At 71.7% G+C, this 15543-nt stretch carries 11 protein-coding genes; all 11 read right to left on the bottom strand.

The window, feature by feature from the left end:
* Positions 1-121: 121 nt before the first annotated feature.
* A complete protein-coding gene (locus tag AB0P35_RS06155) occupies positions 122-1579 on the bottom strand; it encodes an aldehyde dehydrogenase family protein (protein WP_363507164.1) in 1458 nt (485 codons plus the stop codon).
* 68 nt (positions 1580-1647) lie between these two features.
* Entirely contained in the window at positions 1648-2514 is an 867-nt protein-coding gene (locus tag AB0P35_RS06160) for a helix-turn-helix transcriptional regulator (protein ID WP_363507167.1), read from the bottom strand.
* A gap of 298 nt (positions 2515-2812) precedes the next feature.
* Entirely contained in the window at positions 2813-4273 is a 1461-nt protein-coding gene (locus tag AB0P35_RS06165) for a glutamate synthase subunit beta (protein WP_363507170.1), read from the bottom strand.
* Positions 4266-8888, bottom strand: a complete 4623-nt coding sequence (gltB, locus tag AB0P35_RS06170; protein ID WP_363507378.1) for a glutamate synthase large subunit — start codon at positions 8886-8888, stop codon at positions 4266-4268. The genes AB0P35_RS06165 and gltB overlap by 8 nt, the downstream gene beginning before the upstream one ends.
* A 480-nt stretch (positions 8889-9368) precedes the next feature.
* Positions 9369-10109 (bottom strand): VIT1/CCC1 transporter family protein, encoded by a 741-nt coding sequence (locus tag AB0P35_RS06175; protein WP_363507173.1) that lies wholly within the window; start codon positions 10107-10109, stop codon positions 9369-9371.
* A 213-nt stretch (positions 10110-10322) separates the two neighbouring features.
* Positions 10323-11255: a prolipoprotein diacylglyceryl transferase gene (gene lgt / locus AB0P35_RS06180; RefSeq protein ID WP_363507176.1), complete on the bottom strand. Its 933-nt coding sequence runs from the start codon at positions 11253-11255 to the stop codon at positions 10323-10325.
* A 125-nt stretch (positions 11256-11380) separates the two neighbouring features.
* Positions 11381-12214, bottom strand: a complete 834-nt coding sequence (locus AB0P35_RS06185) for a thioredoxin domain-containing protein (RefSeq protein WP_363507179.1) — start codon at positions 12212-12214, stop codon at positions 11381-11383.
* Positions 12215-12288: 74 nt separating this feature from the next.
* Positions 12289-12804 (bottom strand): MauE/DoxX family redox-associated membrane protein, encoded by a 516-nt coding sequence (locus AB0P35_RS06190; protein ID WP_363507182.1) that lies wholly within the window; start codon positions 12802-12804, stop codon positions 12289-12291.
* Positions 12805-12952: 148 nt separating this feature from the next.
* Entirely contained in the window at positions 12953-13219 is a 267-nt protein-coding gene (locus AB0P35_RS06195; protein ID WP_363507185.1) for a hypothetical protein, read from the bottom strand.
* A 231-nt stretch (positions 13220-13450) separates the two neighbouring features.
* Positions 13451-14260, bottom strand: coding sequence for a tryptophan synthase subunit alpha (gene trpA / locus AB0P35_RS06200; RefSeq protein ID WP_363507187.1), 810 nt, complete (start codon positions 14258-14260; stop codon positions 13451-13453).
* 2 nt (positions 14261-14262) lie between these two features.
* Positions 14263-15510, bottom strand: a complete 1248-nt coding sequence (trpB, locus tag AB0P35_RS06205; RefSeq protein WP_095877289.1) for a tryptophan synthase subunit beta — start codon at positions 15508-15510, stop codon at positions 14263-14265.
* Between the last annotated feature and the right edge of the window lie 33 nt (positions 15511-15543).

The raw sequence follows: 15543 nt of genomic DNA on the forward strand, positions 1-15543 counted from the left end.
GTGTCGTAGGACCGCAGGGTGCGGCCGTCGGGCGGGGTGAGGAGGGTCTCCGTCATGGGACGGACGCTACCGGCCGGGACCGACGACGGGCCCCGGCCGACAGTGCGTCAGAACGGCCGCGTCAGAACGGGAAGCGGCTGCGGCCGTGCTGGATGGAGATCCACTTGACGGTGGTGAAGGCCTCCACCGTGGCGTCGCCGTTGAGGCGGCCGACGCCGGAGTTCTTCTCGCCGCCGAAGGGGACGATCGGCTCGTCGGCGATGGTGCCGTCGTTGATGTGGATCATGCCGGTGTCGATCCGCCGGGCGAACCGGACGCCGCGCTCGATGTTGCCGGTGTGGACGGCGCCGCTGAGGCCGAACGGGGTGTCGTTGGCGATCTGGACGGCCTCGTCGTCGCCGTCGAAGGGCACCACGACGACGACCGGGCCGAAGATCTCGCGGCGCAGCACGGGGGCGTCGTGCGGGAGGCCGGTGAGGACGACCGGGTCCATCAGCGTGCCGACGGTGCTGCCGCGGAGCAGGACCTCGGCGCCGCCGGCGACGGCCTCGTCGACCTGGGCGGTGATGGCGTCGGCCTGGGCGGAGTTGATGAGCGGGCCGATGTCGGTGCCCGGGTCCCGGGGGTCTCCGACGGTGAGGGTGCGGATCTTGGCGACGAACCTGGCGGTGAACTCGTCGAGGACGGAGCGGTCGACGAGGACGCGGTTGGCGGCCATGCAGACCTGGCCCTGGTGGGCGAAGCGGCTGAAGACGGCGGCGTCGACGGCGTAGTCGAGGTCGGCGTCGTCGAGGACGACGAGGGCGCTGTTGCCGCCGAGTTCGAGGACGGTCCGCTTGAAGTGCGAGGCGGCGACGGTGGCCACGTGCCGGCCGACGTTGTCGGAGCCGGTGAAGGCGATGACCTTGGGGACGGGGTGCTCGATGAAGGCGTCGCCGATCTCGGCGATGTCGGTGAGGACGACGTTGAGCAGGCCGGCGGGCAGGCCGGCGTCCTCGAAGAGCTTGGCGATCAGGGTGCCGCCGGTGATCGGGGCGTCCTGGTGGGGCTTGAGGACGACGCCGTTGCCGAGGGCGAGGGCGGGGGCGACGGCCTTGAGGGAGAGGAACAGCGGGAAGTTGAACGGGCTGATGACGCCGACGACGCCGACCGGGAGGCGGTAGAGCCGGTTCTCCTTGCCGTCGATCGGCGAGGGCAGGATGCGGCCCTCGGCACGCAGCGAGAGCTGCATGCACTCGCGGAGCATGTCCTTGGAGAGGGAGAGCTCGAAGGCGGCCTTGAGCCGGGTGCCGCCGAGTTCGGCGATGATGGTGTCGGTGATCTCCTGCTCGCGCTCCTCGAGGAGGCGCAGGGCGCGTTCGAAGACGAGGCGGCGGGTGTAGGGGTTGGTCTCGGCCCAGGTGCGCTGGGTGCGCTGGGCGGCGCGGTAGGCCTGGTCGACCTCGCCGGCGGTGGCGACGGTGATGGCGGCGAGCTTCTCCCCGTTGTACGGGTTGATGTCGACGATGTCCCACGAGCCGCTGCCGGGGCACCACCGGCCGTCGATGTACTGCTGCGACAGTTCCGTGAAGTGAGACATCCGCTGCCTTTCGGTGAGGTCCGCCCTCGTGACCGGATTTGACGGAACCTCATCCTACTGACCGTCGATCAGATGTCCTGAAGAACGGAGCGGAGAAGTGCGAGTGAATCCTCCGGGGTCAGGCTCGCCGCGCTGAGCCGGCGCAGCGCCGCGCTGTACTCGGCGACCTCGGACCGCCGGTCGAGGTAGAGGGCGCTGGTGAACTGCTCCAGGTAGACGACGTCGGGCAGCTCCGGTTCGGCGAAGCCGAGGACGGAGAAGGCGCCGGCCTCCGCGCCGGGCAGGTCGGTGCCGAGCGGCACCACCTGCAGGGTGACGTCGGGTCGGTCGGCTGCCTCCAGGAGGTGACGCAGCTGGCCGCGCATGACCTCCGGACCGCCGGAGGGCCGGCGCAGCGCGGCCTCGTCGATGACGGCGTGCAGGGCGGGGGTGCGGCCGCCGGCGAGGATCTGCTGGCGGCGCATCCGGACGGCGACCCGGCGGTCGACCTCCTGCGCGGTGGCGCGGTGCCGGCCGAGCAGGACGACGGCGCGGGCGTAGGCCTCGGTCTGCAGCAGGCCGGGGACGAACTGGATCTCGTAGCTGGAGATGTGGGCGGCGGCCTCCTCCAGGCCGAGGTAGGTCTGGAACCAGGTGGGGACGACGTCCTCGTACCCGTGCCACCAGGAGACGGCGTTGGCCTCGGGGATGAGGCCGAGCAGGGTGGTGCGTTCCTCGCCCTGGTCGACGCCGTAGAGGGTGAGCAGGTCGGCGACGTCGCGCTCCTTGAAGCCGACCCGGCCGAGCTCCATCCGGCTGATCTTGGACTCGGACGCCCGGATCGAGTAGCCGGCCTCCTCGCGGGTCACGCCGCGGGCCTCGCGCAGCCGCCGCAGCTGGGAGCCCAGCAGCAGCCGGTGCGCGGTGACCCCGCCACCCGTGTGGAGCATGCTCATCGCGCCGACCTCCGTGTCCGGTAAGGCAGTTGCCCCGTCGGGCGCAGTCTGCCACCCGGGTCCGACAGTCGGAAGGGCGCGCCGGTCCGCTCCCAGCCGATTGGCAGGAAAGCCGCCGGTTTGCGGCCCCGGTCCGACGCCGGCGGGGCGGTGTACGGGCCGTCGGCGTCCGAACAGCAGGCAGCGCCTGCCCCCAACTGGTCGGGGAGTGGGCAGGCGCTGCAACCGCATGGTCCCGGCGGCTCTGGCGGGTCGCGGTGTACTGCAGCCGGAGGTGCCTCCGGTAGTACGGGGTGTGTCAGACCACCAGCGGGCGGTCGGTGGGGCGGATCGGTGCGGGCAGCGGCGTCTTGCCGCCCAGGAACTTGTCCACCGCGGCGGCGGCGGACCGTCCCTCGGCGATCGCCCAGACGATGAGCGACTGGCCGCGGCCTGCGTCACCGCAAACGTACACGCCCTCGACGTTCGTGGCGAACTTGTCGTCACGGGCCACGTTGCCCCGGTTGTCCAGCTCGACGCCGAGCTGTTCGACCAGGCCGTTCTTGACGTCGGTTCCGGTGAAGCCCATGGCCAGGGTGACGAGCTGGGCCGGGATGGCGCGCTCGCTGCCGGGCACCTGCTCGAACCTGCCGTCCTTGAACTCGACCTCGACGAGGTGGAGCTGCTGGACGTTGCCGTCCTCGTCGCCGCTGAAGTGGGTGGTGGAGACGGAGTAGATCCGCTCGCCGCCCTCCTCGTGCGCGGAGGTGACCTTGTAGGTCATCGGCATGGTCGGCCAGGGCTGGTGGCCGGGGCGCTCGTCGCCGGGCCGCGGCATGATCTCCAGCTGGGTGACGGAGGCCGCGCCCTGGCGGTGGGCGGTGCCGACGCAGTCCGCGCCGGTGTCGCCGCCGCCGATGACGACCACGTGCTTGCCCTTGGCGCTGATCGGGGAGTCGACGTAGTCGCCCTCCTGCACCTTGTTGGCCAGCGGCAGGTACTCCATGGCCTGGTGGATGCCGGTCAGCTCCCGGCCCGGGACGGGCAGGTCGCGGGCGGTGGTGGCGCCGGCCGCGATGACGACGGCGTCGAAGCGCTCGCGCAGCTGCTGGCCGGTGATGTCCTCGCCGACGTGGACGCCGGTGCGGAAGCGGGTGCCCTCCGCGCGCATCTGCTCGATGCGGCGGTTGATGTGGCGCTTCTCCATCTTGAACTCGGGGATGCCGTAGCGCAGCAGGCCGCCGACGCGGTCGGCGCGCTCGTACACGACCACGGTGTGGCCGGCCCGGGTGAGCTGCTGGGCGGCGGCCAGGCCGGCCGGGCCGGAGCCGACGACGGCCACGGTCTTGCCGGAGAGGCGCTCCGGGACCTGCGCGGCGACGCCGCCGCGGTCCCAGGCCTTGTCGATGATGGTGACCTCGACGTTCTTGATGGTCACCGCGTCCTGGTTGATGCCGAGGACGCACGCCGACTCACAGGGCGCCGGGCAGAGGCGGCCGGTGAACTCCGGGAAGTTGTTGGTGGCGTGCAGGCGCTCGATGGCGCCCGCCCAGTCGTCCCGGTAGGCCAGGTCGTTCCACTCGGGGATGAGGTTCCCGAGCGGGCAGCCGTTGTGGCAGAACGGGATGCCGCAGTCCATGCAGCGGCCGGCCTGCTTGGTGATGATCGGCAGGAGGCTGCGCTCGACGTAGACCTCGTTCCAGTCCCGCAGACGGACGTCCACGGGACGGCGCTCGGCCAGCTGCTTGGGCGTGGTCAGGAAGCCCTTGGGGTCAGCCATGTGCCGCCTCCATCATCTTGCGAGTGGTCTCGGACTCGGAGAGCCCGTCGCGCTCAGCGGCGTCCTTGGCGGCGAGCACAGCCTTGTAGTCGGTCGGCATGATCTTGGAGAAGCGGGAGACGCCGCTGCCCCAGTCCGCCAGGAGTTCGGCGGCGACGGTGGAGCCGGTCTCCTCGTAGTGCTGCTGCACGGTCTCGCGCAGCCAGTCGCGGTCCTTCGCGTCCGGGGCCTCGATGCCGACCATGCCGCCGTTGACATTGGCCGGGCGCAGGTCGAGGACGTACGCGATGCCGCCGGACATGCCGGCCGCGAGGTTGCGCCCGGTCTCGCCGAGGACGACGACCCGGCCGCCGGTCATGTACTCGAGGCCGTGGTCGCCCACGCCCTCGACGACCAGGGTGGCACCGGAGTTGCGGACGGCGAAGCGCTCGCCGGCCTTGCCGCGCAGGTGGATGCGGCCGCCGGTGGCGCCGTAGCCGATGGTGTTGCCGGCGATGACGTGGTTCTGGGCGTCGGCGCCGATGGCCGCGGCGTCGCGGGCCGGGCGGACGACGATCACGCCGCCGGACAGGCCCTTGCCGACGTAGTCGTTGGCGTCGCCCTCCAGCCGCAGGGTCACGCCCTGGGGCACGAAGGCGCCGAACGACTGGCCGGCGGAGCCGGTGAAGGTCACGTCGATGGTGCCCTCGGGCAGGCCCTCGCCGCGGTACTTCTTGGTGACCCGGTTGCCGAGCATGGTGCCGACCGTGCGGTTGACGTTGCGGATCGGCAGCTGGATGCGGACGGCCTCGCCGCGCTCCAGGGCGTCCTCGGCCAGCTCGATGAGCTGGTTGTCGAGGGCCTTGTCGAGCGAGTGGTCCTGCACGGTGGTGTTGTGCAGGGCCGCGCCCTCGGGGAGCTCGGGCACGTGGAAGAGCGGCGCCAGGTCGAGGCCGGCGGCCTTCCAGTGGTCGATCGCGGCGGCCGCGTCGATGTGCTCGGCGTGGCCGACGGCCTCCTCGATGGAGCGGAAGCCCAGCTCGGCGAGGATCTCGCGGACCTCCTCGGCGATGAACTCGAAGAAGTTCACCACGAACTCGGGCTTGCCGGAGAAGCGCTCGCGGAGCACCGGGTTCTGGGTGGCGACGCCGACCGGGCAGGTGTCCAGGTGGCAGACGCGCATCATGATGCAGCCGGAGACCACCAGCGGGGCGGTCGCGAAGCCGAACTCCTCGGCGCCCAGCAGGGCGGCGATGACGACGTCGCGGCCGGTCTTCAGCTGGCCGTCGGTCTGCACGACGATGCGGTCGCGCAGGCCGTTCAGCAGCAGGGTCTGCTGGGTCTCGGCGAGGCCGAGCTCCCAGGGTCCGCCCGCGTGCTTGAGCGAGGTCAGCGGCGAGGCGCCGGTGCCGCCGTCGTGGCCGGAGACGAGCACCACGTCGGCGTGCGCCTTGGAGACGCCGGCGGCGACGGTGCCGACGCCGACCTCGGAGACCAGCTTCACGTGGATGCGGGCCTCGGGGTTGGCGTTCTTGAGGTCGTGGATCAGCTGAGCCAGGTCCTCGATGGAGTAGATGTCGTGGTGCGGCGGCGGGGAGATCAGGCCGACACCCGGGGTGGAGTGCCGGGTCTTCGCGACCCACGGGTACACCTTGTGGCCGGGCAGCTGGCCGCCCTCGCCGGGCTTGGCGCCCTGGGCCATCTTGATCTGGATGTCGTCCGCGTTGACCAGGTACTCGCTGGTGACGCCGAAACGGCCGGAGGCGACCTGCTTGATCGCGGAGCGGCGCTCCGGGTCGTACAGGCGCTCCGGGTCCTCGCCGCCCTCACCGGTGTTGGACTTGCCGCCCAGCCGGTTCATGGCGATCGCGAGGGTCTCGTGCGCCTCCATCGAGATGGAGCCGTAGGACATCGCGCCGGTGGAGAAGCGCTTGACGATCTCGGAGACCGGCTCGACCTCGTCGATCGAGATCGGGGTGCGGCCCTTGGCGTCCAGCGCGAACAGGCCGCGCAGCGTCATCAGGCGCTCGGACTGCTCGTTCACCCGGGAGGTGTACTGCTTGAAGATGTCGTACCGCTTGTTGCGGGTGGAGTGCTGCAGGCGGAAGACGGTGTCCGGGTCGAACAGGTGCGGCTCGCCCTCGCGGCGCCACTGGTACTCGCCGCCGATCTCCAGCGCGCGGTGCGCGGCCGGGATGCCGGAGGCCGGGTAGGCCTTGGCGTGGCGGGCGGCGGTCTCCTTGGCGATCTCGTCCAGGCCGATGCCGCCGAGCTTGGTGGTGGTGCCGGCGAAGTAGTTGTCGACCAGCTCCTGGGAGAGGCCGATCGACTCGAAGACCTGGGCGCCGCGGTACGAGGCCACGGTGGAGATGCCCATCTTCGACATGACCTTGAGCACGCCCTTGCCGAGCGCCTTGATCAGGTTCTTGATGGCCTTCTCGGGCTCGACGCCCTCGATGAAGACGCCCTGCGCGACGAGGTCCTCGACGGACTCCATCGCCAGGTACGGGTTGACCGCGCCGGCGCCGTAGCCGACCAGCAGCGCGACGTGGTGCACCTCGCGGACGTCGCCGGCCTCGACGATCAGGGACACCTGGGTGCGCTGCTTGGTGCGGATCAGGTGGTGGTGGATCGCGGAGGTGAGCAGCAGCGAGGGGATCGGCGCGTGCTCGGCGTCCGAGTGGCGGTCGGAGAGGACCACGATGCGGGCGCCGTCGGCGATCGCCGCGTCGGCCTCGGCGGCGATCTCGGCGAGGCGGGTGGCGAGGCCCGCGCCGCCGGTGGAGACCTTGTACAGGCCGGACAGCGTGACGGCCTTCAGGCCGGACTGGTCGCCGTCGGCGTTGATGTGGATGAGCTTGGCCAGCTCGTCGTTGTCGATCACCGGGAAGGTGATGCCGACGGAGCGGCAGTGCGACGGAGAGGCGTCGAGCAGGTTGCCCTCGGGGCCGAGGTTGCTCAGCAGCGAGGTGACGAGCTCCTCGCGGATGGCGTCCAGCGGCGGGTTGGTGACCTGCGCGAAGAGCTGCACGAAGTAGTCGAACAGCAGGCGCGGCTTCTCGGAGAGCGCGGCGATCGGCGAGTCGGTGCCCATCGAGCCGAGCGCCTCGCCGCCGGTCTTGGCCATCGGCGCCAGGATGACGCGCAGCTCCTCCTCGGTGTAGCCGAAGGTCTGCTGACGGCGGGTCACCGAGGCGTGGGTGTGGGCGATGTGCTCGCGCTCGGGGAGCTTGGCGAGCTGGATCTGCCCGGCGGCGACCCACTCCTCGTAGGGGTGCTCGCCGGCGAGGGCGGACTTGATCTCCTCGTCCTCGACGATGCGGCCCTCGGCCGTGTCGACCAGGAACATCTTGCCGGGCTGCAGGCGGCCCTTCTTGGCGACCCGCTCCTGGTCGATGTCGAGCACGCCGACCTCGGAGGAGAGGACGACCAGGCCGTCCTCGGTGATCCAGTAGCGGGCGGGGCGCAGGCCGTTGCGGTCGAGGACGGCGCCGACCTGGGTGCCGTCGGTGAAGGTGACGCAGGCCGGGCCGTCCCAGGGCTCCATCAGGTTGGAGTGGTACTGGTAGAAGGCGCGGCGGGACGGCTCCATGGTGGCGTGGTTCTCCCACGCCTCCGGGATCATCATCAGCACCGCGTGCGGCAGCGAGCGGCCGCCGAGGTGGAGCAGCTCCAGGACCTCGTCGAAGGAGGCCGAGTCGGAGTGGTCCGGGGTGCAGATCGGGAAGATCCGGTCGAGACCGCGCCCGTTCGAGTCGGCCGGGATGAGGTCGGTGGCGAGCTGGGACTCGCGGGCGGTCATCCAGTTCCGGTTGCCCTTGACCGTGTTGATCTCGCCGTTGTGCGCGACGAAGCGGTACGGGTGGGCGAGCGGCCAGCTCGGGAAGGTGTTGGTGGAGAACCGCGAGTGCACCAGGCCGATGGCGGAGGCGTAGAGCCGGTCCGACAGGTCGGGGAAGAAGGGCTCCAGCTGGCCGGTGGTCAGCATGCCCTTGTAGACGATGGTGCGGGCGGACAGCGACGGGAAGTACACGCCGCTCTCGCGCTCGGCGCGCTTGCGGACGACGAAGGCGATCCGGTCGAGCTCGATGCCGGCCTTCTCGGCGTGCGCGACGCTCTGCCCGGCCGGCACGGACGCGAGGAAGAGCTGGCGGAAGCGCGGCATGACCGTGCGGGCGGTGGCGCCCAGCAGGTCGGGGGTGACCGGGACGTCGCGCCAGCCGAGGACGGTCAGGCCCTCCTCGGCGGCGATGGTCTCGACGGCGGCGACCGCCGCGGTGTCGGCGGCGTCCTCGTCGGGGAGGAAGGCGATGCCCACCGCGTACGAGCCGGCGGCCGGCAGCTCGAAGGACACCTTGGAGCGCAGGAAGGCGTCCGGGATCTGGGTCAGGATGCCCGCGCCGTCACCGGAGTCCGGCTCGGCGCCGGTGGCGCCGCGGTGCTCCAGGTTGCGCAGGACGGTCAGCGCCTGGTCGACGACAGTGTGGTCGGCGATGCCGGTCAGCGTGGCGACGAAGCCGACGCCGCAGGCGTCGTGCTCGTTTCGCGGGTCGTACAGGCCCTGAGCAGCAGGTCGTGCATCCGGCACGAGCGCGTACGGGCGGCTGGCCTGCGCGGGCTCGTTGGCGGAGTGCATGGATGCAGACAGCATCGGCTCTCCCGTCGTCGTCTTGTGGCTTGGGAGCACACCTTCCGGCGGGGACCGGAGGGGCTTGGTGCATTAAGGGACGACGTTGGCCCTCTGCGATTTTTCGTGCAGGTTACATGATGCCGGAGATCTTGCGAAGTGGAACAAGGCGTCCATATGGCGGACATAACCCGCAGGTCAGCGGCGGTTACCGGTTAGTAGGACCGGCCCGGATCAACGCGCAGCAGTGCGCGTGTTTCCACCAGTGTGCCCAACGGTCGCACGGGTGAAACAGAGGCGAAACGCCCCGTCCATGCAGGTGTGTGCACCGCTCCTGCGATTCCATCCCACACGACCGATCGGTGGGATGGAATCGAGGGCCGGAAGCCGCCGCGGAGAGCGTAGAACAGGCACAGACCACCGGCCCATGTGTGGAACGTCACGCGCACCTCGGCATATCCATGCGGTGCGCTGTGGCATCGCACGAGGTCAGCCGAGCTGCCCGCCGATCAGGCGGCCCAGCAGGAAGGTCAGACCGGCGGCCGCCCCGCCCAGCGCCAGCTGCCGCAGGCCGCTGAACCACCAGCTGCGCGCGGTCACCCGGGCGACCACCGCGCCGCACAGGAACAGGCCGACCGCCGAGGTGATCAGGGCGGGCCAGAGCGCGGTCGCGCCCAGCAGGTACGGCAGCAGCGGCAGCAGCGCGCCCACCGCGAAGCAGGCGAAGGAGGAGGCGGCGGCGACCAGCGGCGAGGGCAGGTCGTCCGGGTCGACACCGAGCTCCTCGCGGGCGTGCACGGCGAGGGTCTGCTCCGGGTCGCGGGACAGCTGCCGGGCCACCTCGTGCGCCAGCTCGGGCTCGACGCCCTTGGCCACGTACAGCTGGGCGAGCTCGGCGAGCTCACCGTGCGGGTTGCGGTGCAGCTCGATCCGCTCGGCCTCGATCTCGGCCTCGACCAGCTCGCGCTGGGAGGCGACCGAGGTGTACTCCCCCGCCGCCATCGAGAAGGCGCCGGCGGCGAGGCCCGCGAGGCCGGTGAGAATCACCGCGCTGTGGCCGGCGTCGCCGCCGACCACGCCGCTCACCAGGGCGAGGTTGGAGACCAGGCCGTCCATCGCGCCGAAGACCGCGGGCCGCAGCCAGCCGCCGTTCACGTCGCGGTGGTGTCCCTCCTCCGGGATCCGCGGCTTCGGCTCGTCGGTGGCGGTCGGGTGTGTGGCGGTACTCATGCGCGTTCGGCCTCCGGTCGGACGTTCCCCCCCCTGCTCAGCCGGACACGGCGTCGTCACCGTGGGCCTGGGCCGGGCTGCCGGCAGGGCTCTACGCGTTCGAACGTAGCCCTTTGACCTGCGACTTTCCAGCAAAGTAAGGCTGTCCGAACATGCCGGCGGCCGCCCTCCACACGGGGTGGCGAGCGGCCGTCGGACGGGCGTTCGGGCAGGTCAGACCGGCTGCTCCGGGGTGGCGTCGGCCGGCGCGGCGGTGCGCTCGGCGCCGGAGGTGCTGTCCGAGGAGCGGGACGGACCGTCCTCGGAGGCCTCCGCGTGGGCCGCCGGGTCGATGGAGTCCGGCGCCTCCCGGCCCGGGCGCAGCCGGGAGGAGACGACCAGGTAGACCACGGCCCCCACGAAGACGACGATCGACGTCCAGTCGTTGAGGCGCAGGCCCAGGATGTGGTGCGCCTCGTCGATGCGCAGGTACTCGATCCAGAACCGGCCGACGGTGTAGGCGGCGACGTAGAGCGCGAAGGCCCGGCCGTGGCCGAGGGTGAAGCGGCGGTCCGCCCAGATCACCAGCAGCGCCACGCCGACGCACCACAGCGACTCGTACAGGAAGGTCGGGTGGAAGACGCCCTCGACGACGGTGCCGTCCGGCTCCACCTTGTGGATCTCCAGGCCCCAGGGCAGGGTGGTCGGCTTGCCGTACAGCTCCTGGTTGAACCAGTTGCCCCAGCGGCCGAAGGCCTGGGCGAGCGCGATGCCGGGCGCGATGGCGTCGGCGTAGGCGGGCAGCGGTACGCCGCGGCGGCGGCAGCCGATCCACGCGCCGAGCGCGCCGAGCGCGATCGCGCCCCAGATGCCGAGGCCGCCCTCCCAGATCTTGAAGGCGTTCCACGGGTTCTTGCCGTCACCGAAGTACAGCTGGTGGTCGGTGATCACGTGGTACAGCCGGCCGCCGACCAGGCCGAAGGGCACCGCCCAGACGGCGATGTCGCCGACCGTGTGCTTGGCACCGCCCCGGGCGACCCAGCGCTTGCTGCCGAGCCAGACCGCGACGACGACGCCGATGATGATGCAGAACGCGTAGGCGCGCAGCGGGACCGGCCCCAGATAGAGGACGCCCCGCGACGGGCTCGGGATGTATGCGAGATCCATGGCAGGGTCGACGCTACCGTGTCCCGGCCGCGGTACCGGCACCGGCGCGGGTCACAGCTTCCGAACAGTCGCGGGGCGGCGGGGCCGGGCGGCGGCCGGGACGGGTCAGGGGCCGGAACGGACGGTCAGGGGGTGGCCTCCGCGCTCGGCGCCTGGGCGGCCGGTGAGCCGGTGGTGCCGAGCTTCTTGCCCTGGTTGGCCTCGTCGACCCACTTCACGAGGTTGTCCGGGGAGATCTGCTCGTCGCCCTTCTTCGGGTAGATCGGGGTGCCGTTCAGCAGCAGGGTGGGGGTGGACTTGAACCCGGACTTGTCGAAGTCCTGCTGGACGGCGGAGACCCAGCCGCTGTACGTGTTGTCGTTGACGCAGGCCCGGAAGGCGGGGGTGTCGAGGCCCGGGACCTGCTTGGCGAGGTCGAGCAGGGCCGCCTTGTCGCCGTAGGTGTCGGCGGTCTCCGGCGGCTGGTTCTTGTAGAGCACGTCGTGGTAAGCGCGGAACTTGCCCGCGTCCTGCGCGCAGGCGAGCGCGTTGGCGCCGTACTTGGAGCCCTTGCCGCCGAGCGAGCGGTCGATGAACGACACGATGTGGTAGTTCGCGGTGATCTTGCCCGCGTCCTCCAGTTCGTTGACGGTCTGCACGAAGGACTGCTCGAAGCTGCCGCAGGCGGGGCAGCGCGGGTCCTCGTAGACGGTCAGCACGGAGGGGGCGTCGGCGGCGCCGGAGGGGATGACGAGGTTCTTGTCGCCGATGGTGCCGGTGGGGGCGGCGGTCGGCGTCTCCGGCTTGGAGCGCTCGTTCTGCACGAGCACGCCGGTGACGACGGCGGCGGCGATCACCGCGAGCGCCACGCCGCCGACCACGAGCTGCTTCTTGCGGCGGCCGCGCGCCTCGTCGGCGGCGCGCTGCTGGAGCATGCGCTCGCGGGCGGTGCGCTTTCCTTCTCGGTTCTTGTCGCTCATGGGTGCTGTTTCCAAGGCCGTGTCCGGTCGTCGGGGGTCGGATGTCGGGGGGTGTCCCGCGGCGGGGACGGGTGTCAGGCGGCGAGCCAGGAGTCGACGGAGAACTTCGTCCTCGGCCGGACGAGCAGCCAGACGGCGAGGAGCAGGAAGCCGGTGTCGCGGAGGATCTCCTGGAGGTACTCGGTCTTGGAGGCGTCGACCGCGCCGCCGCCGCCGAAGCAGCCGCAGTCGATGGAGATGCCGCGGGCCCAGGCCGAGGCGATGCCGGCGATGAAGGTGAGCAGCAGCAGCGCGGAGACCGCGGCGACCAGCCGGGCGCCGAGGCCGATCAGCAGCAGCAGGGCGAGCGCCAGCTCCAGGAACGGCAGGCCGTAGCCGACCGGCTTGACCAGCGACTCGGGCAGGATCTCGTAGGCCCGGACGGCCTGGGCGGCCTCGGCGGGATCCGAGATCTTGGCGAGCCCCGCCCAGCCCCAGACCAGCGCCAGGCCGAGCCGGGCGGCCAGGCCGATCCACTCCGCGGCCGGCCCGGAGAGCACGCGTCGGAGCCCTCCGTCGGCGTGCGGCCGGATCGTCTGCGGACTGGCCATGGCTCTCCCCCTGGGCGTGTGCGGCTCGGTGCGGCGGGCCGCGGCGGCGGCTCCTGACGGTTGAACCGTAGAGGAAGAAGTACGGTTCCTCCGCATTGACGAATTAAGCCGAAAGGGTGAGATTTTCGACGCTGATGTCCGGCTTGTTCTAACGGGCCTGACGGTCCGTCCGACCACAGCGGCCGACCGGCGTGTCGGAGGTCGCGGGCGGGCGCCCCTGCGGAGCCGACTCCGCGGCGCCGAGCTCGGCGAGGGCCGCGGCCGCGCCGACACAGGCGCGGGTGTCCCGGTCGGCCTGTTCGGCACCGCGTCTGGCCAGTGCCTGTTCGGCCGACGCCTGCACCCCGAGGGCCGCGCCGAGGGCGAGGGCGGCGGCGGCCGCGCGGATCAGGACGGCACGGTGCAGGAACGGCACGGGCGGGCCTCTCGACGGTCGGGCGGTTGCGAGGTGCACGAACCACGGGGCGCGGACGGCACCGTCAACCCGTCCCTCCGCTCAACGCGGGTCAATCGCGCCCGATGCGCCGAGCGCCCACTCTCCACTCGTCCGGGTGAACCCGAAGCCTCCCGGGAACGCCGACGGCCCGCCGCCTCGTACAAGAGGTGGCGGGCCGTCGGGTGGTGCGGGTCGGGCGGTGCGGTCGGGCTACCGGCGCCGGACGCCCGCCGCGAGGTCGGCGGCGAGCGCCCGTACGGCGTCCAGGGCCGCGGCGGTGTCGCCGTCGGCGTCGAGGATGCGCTGGACGAAGGCCGAGCCGACGATCACGCCGTCGGCGAAGCCGGCGACCTCGGCGGCCTGGTCGGCGGTCGAGACGCCGAGGCCGACGCAGACCGGCAGGTCGGTGGTGGCCCGGGTGCGGGCGACCAGGTCCTCGGCGAGGTTGCCGACCCGGGCCCGGGTGCCGGTGACACCCATGACGGCGGCCGCGTAGACGAAGCCGGAGCCGGCCGCGGTGACCTCGGCGAGCCTGGCGTCCTTGCTGCTGGGGGCGACCACGAACACGGTGTCCAGGCCGTGCTCGCCCGCCGCCTTCCGCCACTCCTCGGACTCCTCGACCGGGAGGTCGGGCAGGATGCAGCCCGCTCCCCCGGCGGCGGCCAGGTCGGCGGCGAACCGGGCGACGCCGTACCGGTCGACGGGGTTCCAGTAGGTCATGACCAGGACGGCCGCCCCGGGGTGGGCGGCCGAGACCTCGGCGACGGTGTGCAGCACGTCCTTGATCCGGACGCCGCCGCGCAGCGCGATGTCGTCGGCGGTCTGGATGGTCGGGCCGTCGAGCACCGGGTCGGAGTGCGGCAGACCGACCTCGACGACGTCGCAGCCGCCCTCGATCAGGGCGTTGATCGCGGCGATGCCGCCCTCGACGGTCGGGAAGCCGGCCGGGAGGTAGCCGACCAGTGCGGCGCGGTTCTCCGCCTTGGCCGCGGCCAGGGCGCTGCTGAGCTTGGATGCCATGGTCAGTTGCCCTCGCCGCTCTCGGTGGTCGCCTGGTCGTACAGACCGAAGTACTCGGCCGCGGTGTGCATGTCCTTGTCGCCGCGACCGGAGAGGCTGACCAGGATGGTCGCCTCCGGGCCGAGCTCGCGGCCGAGCTCCAGGGCGCCGGCCAGCGCGTGGGCGCTCTCGATGGCCGGGATGATGCCCTCGGTGCGGGACAGCAGGCGCAGCGCCTGCATGGCGGCGTCGTCGGTGACCGGGCGGTACTCGGCGCGGCCGGTGTCCTTGAGCCAGGCGTGCTCGGGGCCGACGCCCGGGTAGTCGAGGCCGGCCGAGATGGAGTGCGACTCGATGGTCTGGCCGTCCTCGTCCTGCAGGACGTAGGTGCGCGAGCCGTGCAGCACGCCGGGGTCGCCCTTGGTGAGGGTGGCGGCGTGGCGCGGGGTGTCGGCGCCCTCGCCCGCGGCCTCGCAGCCGATCAGGCGGACGCCGGTGTCCGGGATGAACTCGTGGAAGATGCCCATCGCGTTGGAGCCGCCGCCGACGCAGGCGACGACCGCGTCGGGCAGCCGGCCGGTGCGCTCCAGGACCTGCTCGCGGGCCTCGACGCCGATCACCCGGTGGAAGTCGCGGACCATCATCGGGAAGGGGTGCGGGCCGGCGACGGTACCGAACAGGTAGTGGGTGGAGTCGACGTTGGCGACCCAGTCGCGGAACGCCTCGTTGATGGCGTCCTTGAGGGTGCGGCTGCCGGACTTCACCGAGACGACCTCGGCGCCGAGCATCCGCATCCGGGCGACGTTCAGCGCCTGGCGCTGGGTGTCGACCTCGCCCATGTAGATGGTGCAGTCGAAGCCGAACAGCGCGCAGGCGGTGGCGGTGGCCACGCCGTGCTGGCCGGCGCCGGTCTCGGCGATGATCCGGGTCTTGCCCATCCGCCGGGTGAGCAGGGCCTGGCCCAGCACGTTGTTGATCTTGTGCGAGCCGGTGTGGTTGAGGTCCTCGCGCTTGAGCAGGATGCGCGCGCCGCCGGCCTCGGCGGAGAACCGCCGGACGTCGGTGAGCGGGCTGGGCCGGCCGGTGTAGTCCTTGAGCAGCGCGTCGAGCTCGGCGGTGAAGGCCGGGTCGGTCTTGGCCTTCTCGTACTCCTCGGCGACCTGCTCCACGGCGGCGACCAGCGCCTCCGGGATGAAGCGGCCGCCGTAGGCGCCGAAGTAGCCGCGGGCGTCCGGGACGTGGGCGCCCGGCAGGTAGTCCTTCTCGGACATGGTGAAGCGTCCTTCTGGGTCGATGGGATGGCA

Origin of the sequence: Kitasatospora sp. NPDC085879 (assembly GCF_040686255.1) — a bacterium.
Lineage (GTDB): Bacteria > Actinomycetota > Actinomycetes > Streptomycetales > Streptomycetaceae > Kitasatospora.

What these genes read in the sequence shown, in the direction of transcription:
- gltB (WP_363507378.1), bottom strand. Translation starts at nt 8,888, where the DNA reads ATGCACTCCGCCAACGAGCCCGCGCAGGCCAGCCGCCCGTACGCGCTC.
- AB0P35_RS06185 (WP_363507179.1), bottom strand. Translation starts at nt 12,214, where the DNA reads ATGAGCGACAAGAACCGAGAAGGAAAGCGCACCGCCCGCGAGCGCATG.
- AB0P35_RS06160 (WP_363507167.1), bottom strand. Translation starts at nt 2,514, where the DNA reads ATGAGCATGCTCCACACGGGTGGCGGGGTCACCGCGCACCGGCTGCTG.
- AB0P35_RS06165 (WP_363507170.1), bottom strand. Translation starts at nt 4,273, where the DNA reads ATGGCTGACCCCAAGGGCTTCCTGACCACGCCCAAGCAGCTGGCCGAG.
- AB0P35_RS06175 (WP_363507173.1), bottom strand. Translation starts at nt 10,109, where the DNA reads ATGAGTACCGCCACACACCCGACCGCCACCGACGAGCCGAAGCCGCGG.
- trpB (WP_095877289.1), bottom strand. Translation starts at nt 15,510, where the DNA reads ATGTCCGAGAAGGACTACCTGCCGGGCGCCCACGTCCCGGACGCCCGC.
- trpA (WP_363507187.1), bottom strand. Translation starts at nt 14,260, where the DNA reads ATGGCATCCAAGCTCAGCAGCGCCCTGGCCGCGGCCAAGGCGGAGAAC.
- AB0P35_RS06155 (WP_363507164.1), bottom strand. Translation starts at nt 1,579, where the DNA reads ATGTCTCACTTCACGGAACTGTCGCAGCAGTACATCGACGGCCGGTGG.
- lgt (WP_363507176.1), bottom strand. Translation starts at nt 11,255, where the DNA reads ATGGATCTCGCATACATCCCGAGCCCGTCGCGGGGCGTCCTCTATCTG.
- AB0P35_RS06190 (WP_363507182.1), bottom strand. Translation starts at nt 12,804, where the DNA reads ATGGCCAGTCCGCAGACGATCCGGCCGCACGCCGACGGAGGGCTCCGA.